Genomic DNA, 14,607 nt, shown 5'->3' on the forward strand with positions numbered 1-14,607 from the left:
GCTGGTGACGAGCACGCCCTCCGCACGACGCACCCCACGGACCGCCTTGGTCCTCGTGGGGTGCGTCGTCATGCTCGCCCTCATCTGCTTGGCCTCCCTCGCCGTCGGATCCAAGTCCACGTCACTGCCCGAGGTGATCGGCGCTCTCACCGGGCGGCCGGACACCTACCTGGCGACCGTTCTCGACTCACGCATCGAGCGCACCCTGCTCGCGCTTGCGGTGGGGGTCGCGCTGGCCCTGTCGGGGGCGCTGATGCAGGGCGTGACCGCCAACCCGCTCGCCGACCCGGGGCTACTCGGCATCAATGCCGGTGCGGCTGCCGCGATGGTGACCGCGAGCGCCTTCTTCGGCGTGGCGACGGGGTCGACGGCCTCGGCATGGGTCGCACTGCTCGGCGGTGGGATCGCGGCGCTCGTCGTCCACACGATCGGCACGGTGGGTGGCGGCGGCGCCAGCCTGGTGCGCCTCGTCCTCGCTGGTGCGGTCGTCGCGGCGGTGCTCAGCGCCTACGTCCAGGGGCTCGCACTGTCGATGCCCCAGCACTTCGACAGCTACCGCTTCTGGGTCGTCGGATCGCTGGGTGACGGTGGGCTCGACCAGCTGCGGTCGGTCGCCCCCTTCCTCATCGTCGGGCTGGTCCTCGCTCTGCTCTCGGCGAGCGGCCTCAACGCCCTCGCCCTGGGCTCGGAGACCGCGACCGGCCTGGGGGTCAACACCACCCTGCTGCGCACTGCTGCTCTCGGCGCGGCAACCCTGCTCTGCGCGGCGGCAACCGCAGCCGTCGGACCGATCGCCTTCGTCGGTCTGGCCGTCCCCCACATCGTGCGGACCCTCGTCGGCCTGGACATGCGCCGACAGCTCATCACCTGCCTGCTCGTCGGCCCGATCGTGCTGCTCGGGGCGGACATCATCGGTCGGGTCGTGCTGCGACCGCAGGAGCTCATGGTGGGGGTGGTGACGGCCTTCGTGGGGGCACCGGTCCTCCTTCTCGCGGTCCGGCGCCTCGGGAAGCGGGCGGCATGAGCACCCCGTGGACCACCTCGGAGCCCGTCATCGGTCTGGGTCGCCGTGTCCGACTGCCGGTGCGCCGAAGGGTGGCACTCCTAGGCCTCGTCCTCGTCGCCCTGGTCGTCGGCGCGGCTGTGGCGACGTTGTCGATGGGGCGGCTCGGCATCCCGGTCATGGAGCTGCCGGCAGGCATCGCCGATGTCCTGGGCGGGGACGCGCAGGGCAAGGCCAACTTCGTCCTCGGCAACCTGCGCGGGCCGCGGCTGGTCGTCGCGCTCGGTGCCGGTGCAGCGCTCGGTGCCTCCGGCGCGCTCTTCCAGTCGGTGACCCGCAACCCCCTGGGCAGTCCCGATGTCATCGGGGTCAGCGCGGGTGCAGGCGCCGGTGCTGCCTTCATCGGGCTGCTCGTGCCCAGCGCCACCTCGATCGTGACCGGCTCCGTGGCCGGCGCCGCGATCGCCGTGGGGCTGGTGGCCGTGAGTACCGGCACCGGCCTGTCCAACCCGACGCGCATGGTGCTCGCCGGCATCGGTGTCTCGGCGATGGCCTACGCCTTCACCCAGTACGTCGTCTACGTCATGGCCCGGGACAAGTCGTCGGTGCTGGCGGCCTACATCAACGGCAGCCTCAACGCCCGCGGCTGGGACCAGGCGGCGACGATCTGGATCGTCCTCGCCGTGACCGCCGTTCCCCTGGCGATGCTGTCGGTGCCGCTCGGGATGACCGAGATGGGCGACGAGGTCGCCGCCTCGCTCGGCGTGCACTCCGGCGCGGTCCGGCGAAGGGCGGTGCTCCTGTCCGTCCTGCTGGCCGGCGGTGCCGTCGCGGTCGCCGGGCCGATCTCCTTCGTCGCCCTGACCGCACCGCACATCACCCGCCGGTTGGCCCGCAGCGCCCGGCCACTGCTCGGGCTGTCCGCGGTGACCGGCGCCCTCCTGCTGTCCCTGGCGGACCTCGCCACCCAGCAGGTCCCCCTCCTCGACGGGCTGCCCGTCGGCATCCTCACCCTGGCGATCGGTGGCGTCTACCTCGGCCTCCTGCTCGTCGGCGAATGGAAGAAGGCCACATGACGCTCCTCGCTGCCCACCAGGTCACCGTCGGCTACGGGGGCGAGCCGGTCATCCCTTCGCTCGACCTGGCGATCGAGCAGGGTGACTTCATGGTCGTCGTCGGACCCAACGGCTGCGGCAAGTCGACCTTGCTCAAGGCGCTGTGCCGGGTCAACCGGCCCTCGGCCGGCCGCGTCGAGATCGACGGCGAGGACGTGCACCGGATGCGTGGACGCGCTGTCGCGCAACGGATCTCGCTGCTGCCCCAGAGCGCGGTTGCCCCCGAGGGCATCACCGTCGCCGAGCTCGTCGCCCGCGGTCGGCACCCGCACCACACCCTGCTGCGGCAGTGGTCCCCCGACGACGACCGGGCCATCGCGGCCGCGCTGCAGCGGACCCACCTGGGCGACCTCGCCGACACCCCGGTCGCCACTCTCTCGGGCGGTCAGCGCCAGCGCGCGTGGGTCGCCATGGTGCTCGCGCAGGACACCGAGGTCATCCTGCTCGACGAGCCGACGACCTTCCTCGACATCGCCCACCAGTACGAGCTGCTCGAGCTCTTCGCCGAGCTCAACCGCGAGGGCCGCACGGTCGTCGCCGTGCTGCACGACCTCAACCAGGCGGCTCGCTTCGCCTCCCGTCTCGTGGTGATGAGCGAAGGGAGGATCCGCGGCGACGGCCACCCCACCTCGGTCCTCACCGCGGAGCTCGTGCGTGAGGTCTTCGGCCTGGCCGCCGACGTCGTCGACGACCCCCGGTCGGGCACCCCGCTCGTCGTCCCGCACGTCCGGTCCGCCGCACTCCCAGCCTCGACCATTGACAGGTGACTAAATAGTCACCTATCCTCGGTGGGGTGACCGACGACCTCGTCTTCAAGGCCCTGGCGGACCCCGTCCGCCGGGCCCTGCTGGACGCGCTCCACGAGCAGGACGGGCGCACCCAGTCCGAGCTCGAGGAGGTCGTGCGGGAGCGCTGGGAGATGACGAGGTTCGGGGTGGCCAAGCACCTGCGGCTGCTCGAGGAAGCGGATCTCGTCGTCACCCGCAAGCAGGGGCGGAGCAAGCTGCACTTCCTCAACGCCGTACCGATCCGGGCGATCCACGACCGCTGGATCGACAAGTACACGGCCGCGCGGGCCTCCGCGCTGCTCGACCTCAAACGTGTCTTGGAAAAGGACAGGGACCAGTCATGAGCGACATCCAGATCCACCGCATCTTCATCAACGCCACCCCGGAGCGCGTGTGGGAGGCGATCACCACCCCCGAGTTCAGCCGTCTCTACGGGTACACCGGCGACGTCTCCTACGACCTGACCCCCGGCGGCCACTACGAGCACCGGGCGAGCGAGGAGATGAGGTCCATGGGCATGCCCGAGGTCGTCGTCACCGGCGAGGTCCTCGAGGCCGACCCGCCGCGTCGCCTCGTGCAGACCTGGGCACCGACCTGGATCCAGGACGAGGAGCCGGGCACCGTCACGTGGGACATCGAGGCCACCGCCGACGGCGCCACCCGCCTCACCCTGACCCACGACCTCACCGGTCGACCGCAGACGGCGAGCCAGGTCGCCGGCAACCCCGACCCGTCGGGCGCCGGCGGTGGCGGCTGGCCGTGGGTCCTCTCCGGCATCAAGTCGGTGCTCGAGACCGGCCGGCCGATGGAGGAGCAGGTCTGGCAGCGGCAGGCCGAGGCCCTCTGACCCGGGCGGACGAAGGGGGGGAGGTCGCCCGCGCGGGCGACCTCCCCCCTTCGTCTGCATTGCCCTAGGGGAATGCAACCCCCGGCGACCGCTCGTCTGCATTGCCCTATGGGAATGCAGGGGTCAGAGCAGCGCGACGACGACCGGCACGAGGATGCTCGTCAGCAGCGCGGTCAGACCCATCGCGAGCCCGGCGAAGGCGCCCTCGACGAGGCTGTCGTGCAGCGAGCGAGAGGTGCCGACTCCGTGCGACACGGCTCCCATCGCCAGGCCGCGGACCCGCCGGTCCTGCACGCCCATCCGGTCGAGCGCCCACGGCCCGAGGACGGCCCCGAGCATCCCGGCGAACATCGTGAAGACCGCGACGAGCGCCGGCACACCACCGATGCTGTCGGCGATCGCGATGGCTACGGGTGTGGTCGCTGCCTTGGGGGCGATGGTGTTGGCCAGCGCCTCCCCGCCCCCGAGGGCGCGCACGGTGAGGACCGCGGAGCCGATGGAGACCAGCGCGCCGGCGGGCAGGGCGACCGCGAGCGGCACGGCCATCTCGCGCAGGTGGTGGGCCTGCCGGTGCAGCGGCACCGCGAGGGCGACGGTGGCGGGACCGAGCACGAGGTGCACCAGCGACCCCCCGTTCATGTACGTGTCGTAGTCGATGCCCAGCAGCGCGAGCAGGGCGATGACGAGCCCGGCGGCGACGAGCACGGGCTGGGCGAGCGGGTGCCCGTGCGTGCGGGCACGCAGCCACAGACCCGCCCGGTAGGCCAGCAGGGTGACGAAGACCCACGTGACCGGGGAGTCACGCAGGAAGTCCAGAGCGTCACCCATGGACGTCCTCCCCGCGACGACGCGTGAGCCACGAGGCGAGCAGCGCCACGGTGACCAGGCCGGCGGCCCACGAGACCACGAGACCGCCGCCGATCGGCAGCCACTGCCGGGCGATCTCGGAGGCGTGGACCATGATCCCGACCGTCACCGGGACGAAGAAGAGCTGGAGGTGGCGCAGCAGCCCGTCGGCGAAGCGCAGGGTGCCCGAGGTCTCCCCCGGCCGGCGCAGGGAGAGGACCCCGAAGAGGAGCACCATCCCCACGACCGGGCCGGGGATCGAGATGCCGAGCGCACGGACGAGGACCTCGCCCACCAGCTGGCACCCGAGCACCCAGAGGATGCCGTTGATCATCGGGGCCTCACAGGCGGGTGACCTTGACCCGCACCCTCTCGTTGCCCGAGAGCTCGGTCTCGACGACGCCGTCGCCCAGCGGCAGTGCCTCGAGGTTCGGCGCCGAGCCGAACTGGCCCGCCAGGGTCTCGTCGACGATGAGCCCCTGGTGGGCGACCGTCGCCTCCCACACCGGCTGCGAGCCGGTGATCGTCAGGCTGATCCGGTCCGAGACCTCCAGACCGGCCTGCTTGCGGGCGTCCTGCACGGCCCGGACGACGTCGCGGGCCAGGCCCTCGGCGGCGAGCTCGTCGGTGACCTCGGTGTCGAGGACGATGAACCCGCCCACGGACCCGGGGAGCATGGCGGTGGCGCGCTGGCTCCCTTCGTCATCGGCGGCGACGGTCTCGAGCGTGTACTCGCCCTCGACGAGCTCGATCCCGCCGGCGGTGACGGTGCCGTCCTCGGCGACCGACCAGTCCCCGGTCTTGGAACCCTTGATCGCGACCTGCACCTGCTTGCCCAGGCGCGGTCCGGCGGCGCGGGCGTTGACCGCGAGTCGCTGGCTCACGCCGAACTCCTGCGCGGCCGGGTCGGTGATGTCGAGCAGGCTCACCTGGCGCACGTTGACCTCGTCGGCGACGATCGCGCCGAAGGCCGTGAGCCGCGCGGCCTCGGGCACGACGACCGTGAGGTCGCGCAGCGGCAGCCGGTTGCGCAGCTTGTTGGCCTTGCGCAGGCCGCTCGCCGAGCTGCAGACCGCGCGCGCGGTGTCCATCGCGACGACGAGCTCGTGGTCGGCCGGCAGGTCCTGCGCCTGTGGCCAGTCGGCGAGGTGCACCGAGCGCTCCCCGGTCAGACCGCGCCAGATCTCCTCGGTCGTGAGCGGGAGAAGGGGGGCGGCGACACGGCAGAGCACCTCGAGCGCCGTGTAGAGCGTGTCGCAGGCGGCCTCGGCGTCCGTCCGGTCTGCACCGGTCGCCCAGAACCGCTCGCGGCTGCGCCGGATGTACCAGTTGGTCAGCACGTCGGTGAAGGTCCGCGTGCTGTCGCAGGCACCCGCGATGTCGTAGACGTCCATCCGGGCGGTCGCGTCCTCGACGAACTCGCGCAGCTTGGCCAGCAGGTAGCGGTCGAGCGGGTCCGACGACGCCGTCGACCACTTCGCCTCGTAGCCGGAGCCGTCGGCCCCGCCCAGCGCGTTGGCGTAGAGCGTGAAGAACGAGTAGCTGTTCCACAGCGGGATGAGCACCTGGCGCACGCCCTCGCGGATGCCCTGCTCGGTGACGACGAGGTTGCCGCCGCGCAGGATCGGGCTGCTCATGAGGAACCAGCGCATCGCGTCGGCGCCGTCGCGGTCGAAGACCTCGGAGACGTCCGGGTAGTTGCGCAGGGACTTGCTCATCTTGTGCCCGTCGTTGCCCAGGACGATGCCGTGGCTGATGACGGAGGAGAAGGCCGGCCGGTCGAAGAGCGCGGTGGCCAGGATGTGCAGCGTGTAGAACCAGCCGCGGGTCTGGCCGATGTACTCGACGATGAAGTCGCCCGGGAAGTGGTGCTCGAACCACTCCGCGTTCTCGAAGGGGTAGTGCACCTGCGCGTAGCTCATCGACCCGGAGTCGAACCACACGTCGAGGACGTCCTCGACGCGGCGCATCGTGCTCCGGCCGGTCGGGTCGTCCGGGTTGGGGCGGGTCAGCTCGTCGACGAAGGGACGGTGCAGGTCCGGCACGTCCGGGTTCTCCGGATCCCTCGGCAGCCGCCCGAAGTCGCGCTCGATCTCCTCGAAGGAGCCGTAGACGTCGATGCGCGGGTACGCGGGGTCGTCGGACTTCCACACCGGCACCGGGCTGCCCCAGAAGCGGTTGCGGGTGATCGACCAGTCGCGCGCGTTCTCCAGCCACTTGCCGAACTGCCCGTGCTTGACGTGCCCGGGCACCCAGGTGATCTGCTCGTTGTTGGCGAGCATCCGGTCCTTGATCGCCGTGACCTCGACGAACCAGGACTCGACGCCCTTGTAGATCAACGGCTGGCGGCAACGCCAGCAGTGCGGGTAGGAGTGCTCGTAGGACTCCCGACGCAGCAGGATCGTGCCGGGCGTGACCGCGTCGGTGGGCTCGCCGCGGGTGGTCGCCTTGAGCGCGTCGATGATCGGGCCGTTGGCGTCGAAGACGAGCAGGCCGGCGTAGTGGCTCACGGGCGCGGTGAAGGTGCCGTCCTTGGCGACGGGCATGACCGCCTCGATGCCCTCGCGGTCGGTCACCTCCTTGTCGACCTCACCGAAGGCGCCGGCGGTGTGGACCAGGCCGGAACCGTCGGTCGTCGTCACCGCGTCGTCCGCAGCGACGACGCGGAAGGCGTTGGCGTGCCCGGAGTAGTACGAGAACGGCGGCTCGTAGGTGCGGCCGAGCAGCTGGCCGCCGGTGTACCGACCGAGCACGACCGGCTCCTCGCCGAGCTCACGGGCGTAGTGGCCCAGACGCGCCTCGGCGAGGAGGTACTTGGCGACCTCCCCCTCGACGCCGGGGACCGGCGCCTCGACGACGACGTAGTCGATCTCGGTGCCCACCATGACGGCGAGGTGGCTCGGCAGGGTCCACGGCGTCGTCGTCCACACGAGCAGGTGGGCACCGTCGAGCACCGGGTCCTCGCCGGTCGTGTGCATCCGCAGACCGACGGTGACGGCGGGGTCCTGGCGCTGCTGGTAGACGTCGTCGTCCATGCGCAGCTCGTGGTTGGACAGCGGCGTCTCGTCCTGCCAGCAGTACGGCAGCACGCGGAAGCCCTCGTAGACCAGGCCCTTGTCGTACATCGACTTGAAGGCCCAGATGACCGACTCCATGAAGCCGGGGTTGAAGGTCTTGTAGTCGTTGTCGAAGTCGACCCAGCGCGCCTGCCGGGTCACGTAGTCGCGCCACTCGCCGGTGTACTTCAGGACCGACTCGCGGCAGGCGGCGTTGAACTTCTCGATGCCGAGCTCGCGGATCTCGTCGGTCGTCTTCAGCCCGAGCTGCCGCATCGCCTCGAGCTCGGCGGGCAGGCCGTGCGTGTCCCAGCCGAAGCGGCGCTCGACGCGCTTGCCGCGCATCGTCTGGTAGCGCGGGACGACGTCCTTGACGTAGCCGGTGAGCAGGTGCCCGTAGTGCGGCAGGCCGTTGGCGAAGGGGGGTCCGTCGTAGAAGACGAACTCGTTGGCCCCGTCCTCGCCCGGGTCGCGCGCGTCGATCGAGGCCTGAAAGGTCTGGTCCTCGTCCCAGTAGCGCAGGACGTGCTTCTCGATCTCGGGGAAGCTCGGGGAGGCGGCGACGGTGGTCGCGTCGGTGGTGGAGACCTTGGGGTAGGTCATCGCGGCAGCTCCGGGGTGCTCGGGGTGGTCGTCTCGGCTGTGCCACGAGGACGACGGCCTGGGTCTGATGCGACTGCGGCCACCGCGGTACCACCCCGCTTGTCCACCCCCTTCGCACGCGTCGGGAGCAGACCGCTCTTGGTCCTTCGGTCGTGACGTGACCACCCGCCCGGGTCTAGTGAGGAGCACGGCCCGCGTGGGTCGTGGTCCCGTTCTTCCGGAAGGCTCGCCGGTGATGACGGCTCAGGCGCCTGCAGGGACCAGTGTAAGGGCTTGCGGCGCGCGGGTAGACTCACCCCAGCGTCCCTCGGGGGAAGCCGGTGCGAGTCCGGCGCTGTCCCGCAACCGTGAGCCTCGTGGCGAGCCGGAGCACCTGAGACGACGTGTGGCTCCGCCATCACCCGCCGTGGACAGCGGGTCGAGCCCGACGCATCGCGCCCGGGTCAACGGCATACCGTCCCAAGCCCGAAAGGCACGCTCCCATGCGTCTCCTGCGCACCCTCGCCACCACGGCCTCCGTCGGCGCCCTCGGCCTCGCCCTCGCCCCCACCGCGAGCGCGGCCGCACCCGCGGACTCCGTCGCCTACCTCGCCGACCGTCTGGCGGACGGCGGTGACCGGCTGACCGTCGAGTCCGGCGGGCAGACCTTCGACGACCTCGGCCTGACGATCGACGGGGTGCTCGGCATGAGCGCCGCGGGCTCCGGCGGGGACGCCTCCGCCGCCGCGACCGACTACGTCGTCGCCAACGCAGGCACGTACTACGGGTACGGCGACGAGGTCTACTCGGCCGCGACCGCCAAGCTGCTCACGTTCGCCAGCGCCCGTGGGCTCGACCCGCGGTCCCTCGGTGGCGTCGACCTCGTGGCCCAGCTGCAGTCCCTCGAGGACGCCGACGGCCGCTTCTCCGACCAGTCCCAGTGGGGCGACTACTCCAACACGCTCGGCCAGGCCTTCGGGGTCATCGGCCTGACGCGCGCGGGCGCCACCCCCTCCACGGCCTCGGTCGAGACCCTCCTGTCGCAGCAGTGCGACGACGGCGGCTTCAGCCTCGAGTTCGCCGACGGCTGCGTCTCCGACCCCGACGCCACCTCCCTCACCGTCCAGGCCCTCGACGTCGTCGGGGGGCAGGAGGCCGTCGTGCAGGAGGCCGCGGACTACCTCGAGTCCCGGCAGGGCTCCGACGGCGGTGTCGGCGGCGGCGCCACGACCGAGGGCGCCAACTCCAACAGCACCGGCCTCGCGGCCGTCGCCTTCCGGCTCGCCGGTCGTGACGACGCCCGGGCGAGCGCGCTCGGGTACGTCGACGCGCTGACCTTCGACTGCGCCACCCCGGCCCTCGCCGGCGGCATCGCGTACAACCGCGCCGACTTCGACGCCGCCGTGGCGAAGGGGGCCTCCGCCGCCCCCGACGGGACCATCACCCGCTCGACCGCCCAGGCCCTGCTCGGCCTGACCGACCAGTCGTACGCGACCGTGACCTCGGCCGGGCAGGCCGCCGCCACCCCGGACACCGGCTGCGACACCCCCGCTCCCGGTGGCGACGACACCGACGGTTCCGGTGACGACGGCACCGACGGCACTGGCACCGACGGCACCGGCACCGACGACACCGACACCGACACCGACGGCAGCGACGGCAGCGACGGCACCGGTACGGGCACCGACACCGGCGCCGCCCCGCAGCAGCCGGAGATCCCCGCGGTCGTCCAGACCGACGGCGTGACCGCCCCCTCGGCCGGCTGGCCGGCGTGGGCCCTCGGCCTCGGCGCTGCGGCCACGGCCGCCGGCGCGACCCTCGTGACCCGTCGTCGGGTCGGAGAGCGGGTGCGCTGATGCGGCGGCTGCTCGCCGCCCTCGGCACCTCCTTGGTCGTCGGCGGGGCCGGCCTCACGCTGGCCGCCCCCGCCCAGGCGGCGCCCTGCTCGGGCGGCAGCGGGGTGACCGTCGTCGTGGACTACGGGTCCTCGACCGACGTGCGGTGCGCCTCGGGTGACCCCGCCTCTGCGGGTGCGGCGCTGACCGCCGCGGGCTTCAGCGTGCAGCAGGTCCAGACCCAGCCGGGGGCCGTGTGCCAGATCAACGGCGTGCCCAGCACCTCGTGCGTGCGCATGCCTCCCGCGAGCCAGTACTGGGCCTTCTTCCACGCGCCGGCGGGGGGCTCCTGGCAGTACTCGCAGAGGGGGATCTACGAGTACGACCCGGCGCCGGGTACCTCGGTCGGCTTCCGCCTGGGCTCCAGCCAGTCGCCGAGCGTCGCGCCACCCGCGCCCGCACCCGCGGCCCCGACGACCACCTCGCAGCCGACCGCTCGTGCGACGGCCGACGCGCCCCGCACGACGGCCGCGCCCCGACCCACGTCCGGGGGCGGTGGCGGGGGCTCGTCGACCGCCACGGACCCGACGAGCACCAGCACCCCGGACCCGGGCGGCACGGCGGCACCGACCCCGGGCCGGACGACCAGCAGCACCGCCCTCTCGACCTCGTCGACCACCACCCGTGACAGCGGTTCGTCGGCGACGTCCTCCTCACGGACGTCGAAGCCCTCGCGGACGTCGAAGGGCACGACGTCGTCGACCACGTCGACGTCCTCCACCCAGACCCCGACGCCCGCCTCGTCCACGACCTCCTCGGACGCGACGGTGGCGGCCGGCGCGGACACCTCCGGCGGGGGCGGCGCCCTGCTGCCGACCGCCATCGGCGGCGGCCTGCTCCTCGCCCTCGGCGGGGGCGCCGCTGCGGTGGCCGCACGACGACGCGCGGGCTGACCCCCTTCGTGACCCCACCGACCGCACGCGCCCTCCACCCGGGAGCCTGGTGGCTCTGGGCCATCGGGCTGGCCGTGGCGGTCTCGCAGACGACCAACCCGCTCGTGCTGCTGCTCGCCGCGGCCGCCGTGACCCTCGTCGTCGTCGCGCGCCGCACCGACTCACCGTGGGGCCGGGCCTTCCGGCTCTACGCGGTCCTCGGCGGGTTCATCATCGGGCTGCGGCTCGTGCTGCACGTGCTCGTCGGGCTCAAGTACGGCGAGATCGTCGTCCTGCCGCTGCCGACGATCGGCCTGCCGGGCTGGGCCGCGGGGATCGACCTGCTCGGTGACGTGCGGCTCGAGGGCCTGCTCGGGGCGCTCTTCGAGGGGCTGCGGCTCGCGGTGATGATCCTGTGCATCGGCGCCGCCAACGCGCTCGCCGACCCCAAGCGGCTGCTCGCCGCGCTCCCCGGCGCCCTGCAGGAGATCGGGACGGCGATCGTCGTCGCGATCAGCGTGGCGCCCCAGCTGGCCGAGTCCGCGCGACGGGTCCACCGGGCCCGGCTGCTGCGCGGCGACGCGGCCCGGGGGCTGCGCGCCTTCCGCCGGGTCGCGATGCCGGTCCTCGAGGACACGCTCGAGCGCTCCCTCTCGCTCGCCGCGTCGATGGACTCGCGCGGCTACGGGCGCCGCGGCGCGGTCTCCCCCGCCCGCCACCGCACGACCGGTCTGCTCACGCTCGGCGGCCTGCTGTGCACGGCCGTCGGCAGCTACGGGGTCCTCGACGCGACGAGCCCCGAGTGGGTCGGGACCCCGATGCTGCTCGTCGGCGTCGCGCTCGGCGCCCTCGGCCTGCGCAGCGGGTCGCTCGCCGTCTCCCGCACGACCTACCGCCCCTCCCCCTGGCGGACCCCCGAGACGCTCACCACGGCCTGCGGCGTGCTGGCCGCGGTCGCCGCGCTGGCCAGCGTCCGCTGGGAACCGGCCGCGCTCACCATGCCGCTCGCCCCCCTCGGGCCGCCGCAGCTGCCCTGGCTCCTCACCCTCGGCCTGCTCGTCGCGACGCTGCCCGCCGCGCTCACCCCGCCCCCGCCCGTGCACCGCACCCGCGCCGCCCGCGCGACCGGCACGGCCACGACCACGACCGGGAGGAGCCACGCATGAGCTGGTCACCCGAGCCCGCCGTCGTCCTCGACGGCGTGACGATCACCTACGACGGCGCCGACGCCCCCGCGCTGCGCGACGTCGACCTGACGATCGACGAGGGCGAGCTGGCGCTCGTCGTCGGCCGCACCGGCTCCGGCAAGTCGACCCTGCTCGGCGCGATCAACGGGCTCGTGCCGCACTTCACCGGTGGCCACCTCGAGGGCCGGGTCCTCGTCGCCGGACGCGACACGGCCACGCACCGTCCCCGCGACCTCGCCGACATCGTGGGCGTCGTCGGGCAGGACCCGCTCGCCGGGTTCGTCACCGAGACCGTCGAGGCCGAGCTCGCCTACGGCATGGAGCAGCTCGGCCTGCCCCCGGAGACGATGCGGCGCCGCGTCGAGGAGGCCCTCGACGTCATGGACATCGCCGACCTGCGCGATGCCCCGCTGCGCGACCTCTCCGGCGGACAGCAGCAGCGGGTCGCGATCGGTGCCGTCCTCACCCTCCACCCGCGCGTCATCGTCCTCGACGAGCCGACCTCGGCGCTCGACCCCACTGCGGCGGAGGACGTGCTCGCTGCGATCTCCCGCCTCGTGCACGACCTGTCGACGACGGTCGTCGTCGCGGAGCACCGCATCGAGCGCGTCATCCACCACGCCGACTCGGTCGTGCACGTCGTCGACGGCCGCGTCGAGCACGGCGACCCGGCACGGATCATGGTCGGCTCGACCGTCGCTCCTCCCGTCGTCGAGCTGGGGCGCTGGGCCGGGTGGACCCCGCTGCCGCTGTCCGTGCGTGACGCGCGACGCGCGGCGGGCCCCCTTCGTCGCGAGCTGGGCGGGTGGCCGGCCCCCGCGCCCGCCCCCAGCCTCCCGGCCGGCATCACGGCGAAGGGGGTGACCGTGCGCCACGGCGCCCTGGTCGCCGTCGACACCGTCGACCTGACGCTGCCCGTCGGGGCGATCACGGCCCTCACGGGGCGCAACGGTGCCGGCAAGTCCTCGCTGATGTGGGCACTGCAGGGGTCGGGCGCGCGCGCCGCCGGCACAGTGGCGGTCGACGGGGAGGACCCGGCGACGCTCGCCCCCGCGGCCCGGCGCGGCGTCGTCGGCCTCGTCCCGCAGACGCCCGGCGACCTGCTCTACCTCGAGACCGTCGGCGGGGAGTGCGAGCGCGCCGACCTCGACGCGGACGCCCCCGTGGGGACCTGCGCCGCCCTGCTCGAGACCATCGCGCCGGGCATCCCGCCGCAGCGGCACCCGCGCGACCTGTCCGAGGGGCAGCGCCTGGCCCTCGTCCTCGCTGTGCAGCTGACCGCCGACCCCACCGTCGTCCTGCTCGACGAGCCGACGCGCGGTCTCGACTACACGGCCAAGGCCGCCCTGACGCGCGCGCTGCGCGCCGTCGCGGACCGGGGCCGCACGGTCCTGCTGTCGACGCACGACGTGGAGTTCGTCGCCGAGACCGCCGACCGGGTCGTCGTCATGGCCGACGGCGAGGTCATCGCGCAGGGCCCCACCGCCGAGGTGGTCGTCTCCTCCCCCGCCTTCGCCCCGCAGGTGGCCAAGGTGCTCGCGCCGGCCCCGCTCCTCACGGTCGCGCAGGTGCGCGCCGCGGTGGGTCGACCGTGAGCTCGACCGCGGTCGTGCTGCGACCACGCGCCGTCGCGGCGATCGGGTTGACGAGCGTCGTCGGGCTCTTCGCCTTCCTCTGGCCGCTCGTCATCACGCCCGAGAGCGGGTTGTCGCACGGCGGGGACGCCCCGCTCGTCTTCGCCGCGGTCCTGATCGGGGTGCTCGCGGTCGTCCTCGCCGAGGTCGGCGACGGCGGTCTCGACACCAAGGCGATCGCGATGCTCGGCGTGCTCTCGGCGGTGGGGGCCGCCCTTCGTCCGCTCGGGGGCGGGACCGCGGGGCTCGAGACGGTCTTCTTCCTGCTCATCCTCTCCGGCCGGGTCTTCGGCCCCGGCTTCGGCTTCGTCCTCGGCTCGACGACGCTCGCGGCGAGCGCGCTCATCACCGCCGGGGTGGGTCCGTGGCTGCCCTTCCAGATGCTCGCCGCCTCGTGGGTCGGGATGGGCGCCGGCCTGCTGCCCCGGGCGAAGGGCGCCGCCGAGATCGTGCTGCTCTGCGCGTACGGCGTGGTCACCGGGCTTCTCTACGGGGCGGCGCTCAACTTCTCCTTCTGGCCCTTCACCGTCCAGGGTGAGGCGGCGCTGGCCTTCGTCGCGGGCGACCCGGTCGCGGACAACCTGCGGCGCTTCCTCGCCTTCACCCTCGCGACCTCGTTGGCCTGGGACCTCGGGCGGGCGGGCACCAATGTCGTGCTCATCGCCCTCACCGGCAGACCGGTCCTCGGTGCCCTGCGCCGGGCCGCGCGGCGGGCATCCTTCTCCCGGCCTTGAGGCGGTGGCGGAAATACCCCCACGAGGTATACGGTTGGTCTCATCAGA

General features: G+C 73.1%; 13 protein-coding genes and 1 riboswitch. Of the genes, 10 read left to right on the top strand and 3 right to left on the bottom strand.

All coding sequences use genetic code 11. The features are described from left to right. Nucleotides 1-4 precede the first annotated feature (4 nt). Genes V3C34_RS13500 through V3C34_RS13520 form a run of 5 tightly spaced genes read left to right on the top strand, consistent with a single transcriptional unit; the run spans nt 5 to nt 3,753 of the window. On the top strand, nt 5-1,024 hold the full coding sequence (locus V3C34_RS13500; protein WP_211596799.1) for a FecCD family ABC transporter permease: 1,020 nt from the start codon (nt 5-7) through the stop codon (nt 1,022-1,024). Continuing rightward, nucleotides 1,021-2,079 carry a FecCD family ABC transporter permease gene (locus tag V3C34_RS13505; protein WP_346007382.1) on the top strand — a complete coding sequence of 353 codons (1,059 nt, stop codon included), beginning with the start codon at nt 1,021-1,023 and terminating at the stop codon, nt 2,077-2,079. The genes V3C34_RS13500 and V3C34_RS13505 overlap by 4 nt, the downstream gene beginning before the upstream one ends. After that, entirely contained in the window at nt 2,076-2,885 is an 810-nt protein-coding gene (locus V3C34_RS13510) for an ABC transporter ATP-binding protein (protein WP_068322769.1), read from the top strand. The genes V3C34_RS13505 and V3C34_RS13510 overlap by 4 nt, the downstream gene beginning before the upstream one ends. A gap of 26 nt (nt 2,886-2,911) precedes the next feature. Then, nucleotides 2,912-3,250: an ArsR/SmtB family transcription factor gene (locus V3C34_RS13515; protein WP_068322765.1), complete on the top strand. Its 339-nt coding sequence runs from the start codon at nt 2,912-2,914 to the stop codon at nt 3,248-3,250. Further along, on the top strand, nt 3,247-3,753 hold the full coding sequence (locus V3C34_RS13520; protein ID WP_068322761.1) for an SRPBCC domain-containing protein: 507 nt from the start codon (nt 3,247-3,249) through the stop codon (nt 3,751-3,753). The genes V3C34_RS13515 and V3C34_RS13520 overlap by 4 nt, the downstream gene beginning before the upstream one ends. A gap of 123 nt (nt 3,754-3,876) precedes the next feature. Here the strand turns inward: V3C34_RS13520 and V3C34_RS13525 are convergent, their stop codons facing one another. The 3 genes from V3C34_RS13525 to ileS are packed head-to-tail and all read right to left on the bottom strand — an operon-like array spanning nt 3,877 to nt 8,258. Further along, nucleotides 3,877-4,581, bottom strand: a complete 705-nt coding sequence (locus tag V3C34_RS13525) for an LrgB family protein (RefSeq protein WP_346007383.1) — start codon at nt 4,579-4,581, stop codon at nt 3,877-3,879. Further along, a complete protein-coding gene (locus V3C34_RS13530; RefSeq protein WP_068322755.1) occupies nt 4,574-4,933 on the bottom strand; it encodes a CidA/LrgA family protein in 360 nt (119 codons plus the stop codon). The genes V3C34_RS13525 and V3C34_RS13530 overlap by 8 nt, the downstream gene beginning before the upstream one ends. A gap of 7 nt (nt 4,934-4,940) precedes the next feature. After that, nucleotides 4,941-8,258: an isoleucine--tRNA ligase gene (gene ileS, locus V3C34_RS13535; protein WP_346007384.1), complete on the bottom strand. Its 3,318-nt coding sequence runs from the start codon at nt 8,256-8,258 to the stop codon at nt 4,941-4,943. Between the two features lie 311 nt (nt 8,259-8,569). Then, a riboswitch (cobalamin riboswitch) is annotated at nt 8,570-8,632 on the top strand. Between the two features lie 108 nt (nt 8,633-8,740). Between ileS and V3C34_RS13540 the strand changes: the two genes are divergently transcribed. Genes V3C34_RS13540 through V3C34_RS13560 form a run of 5 tightly spaced genes read left to right on the top strand, consistent with a single transcriptional unit; the run spans nt 8,741 to nt 14,559 of the window. Beyond that, nucleotides 8,741-10,093 carry a hypothetical protein gene (locus V3C34_RS13540; RefSeq protein WP_346007385.1) on the top strand — a complete coding sequence of 451 codons (1,353 nt, stop codon included), beginning with the start codon at nt 8,741-8,743 and terminating at the stop codon, nt 10,091-10,093. Continuing rightward, nucleotides 10,093-11,025, top strand: a complete 933-nt coding sequence (locus V3C34_RS13545; RefSeq protein WP_338537857.1) for a hypothetical protein — start codon at nt 10,093-10,095, stop codon at nt 11,023-11,025. Before V3C34_RS13540 ends, V3C34_RS13545 begins: the two co-directional genes overlap by 1 nt. Before the next feature lie 8 nt (nt 11,026-11,033). Continuing rightward, complete coding sequence (locus tag V3C34_RS13550) at nt 11,034-12,170, top strand: energy-coupling factor transporter transmembrane component T (RefSeq protein WP_346007386.1); 1,137 nt, start codon at nt 11,034-11,036, stop codon at nt 12,168-12,170. Further along, complete coding sequence (locus V3C34_RS13555; RefSeq protein WP_346007387.1) at nt 12,167-13,786, top strand: ABC transporter ATP-binding protein; 1,620 nt, start codon at nt 12,167-12,169, stop codon at nt 13,784-13,786. The genes V3C34_RS13550 and V3C34_RS13555 overlap by 4 nt, the downstream gene beginning before the upstream one ends. Beyond that, nucleotides 13,783-14,559 carry an ECF transporter S component gene (locus tag V3C34_RS13560; RefSeq protein WP_068322736.1) on the top strand — a complete coding sequence of 259 codons (777 nt, stop codon included), beginning with the start codon at nt 13,783-13,785 and terminating at the stop codon, nt 14,557-14,559. The genes V3C34_RS13555 and V3C34_RS13560 overlap by 4 nt, the downstream gene beginning before the upstream one ends. Nucleotides 14,560-14,607 lie beyond the last annotated feature (48 nt).

The sequence above is a fragment of the Janibacter terrae genome (assembly GCF_039636765.1).
Lineage (GTDB): Bacteria > Actinomycetota > Actinomycetes > Actinomycetales > Dermatophilaceae > Janibacter > Janibacter terrae.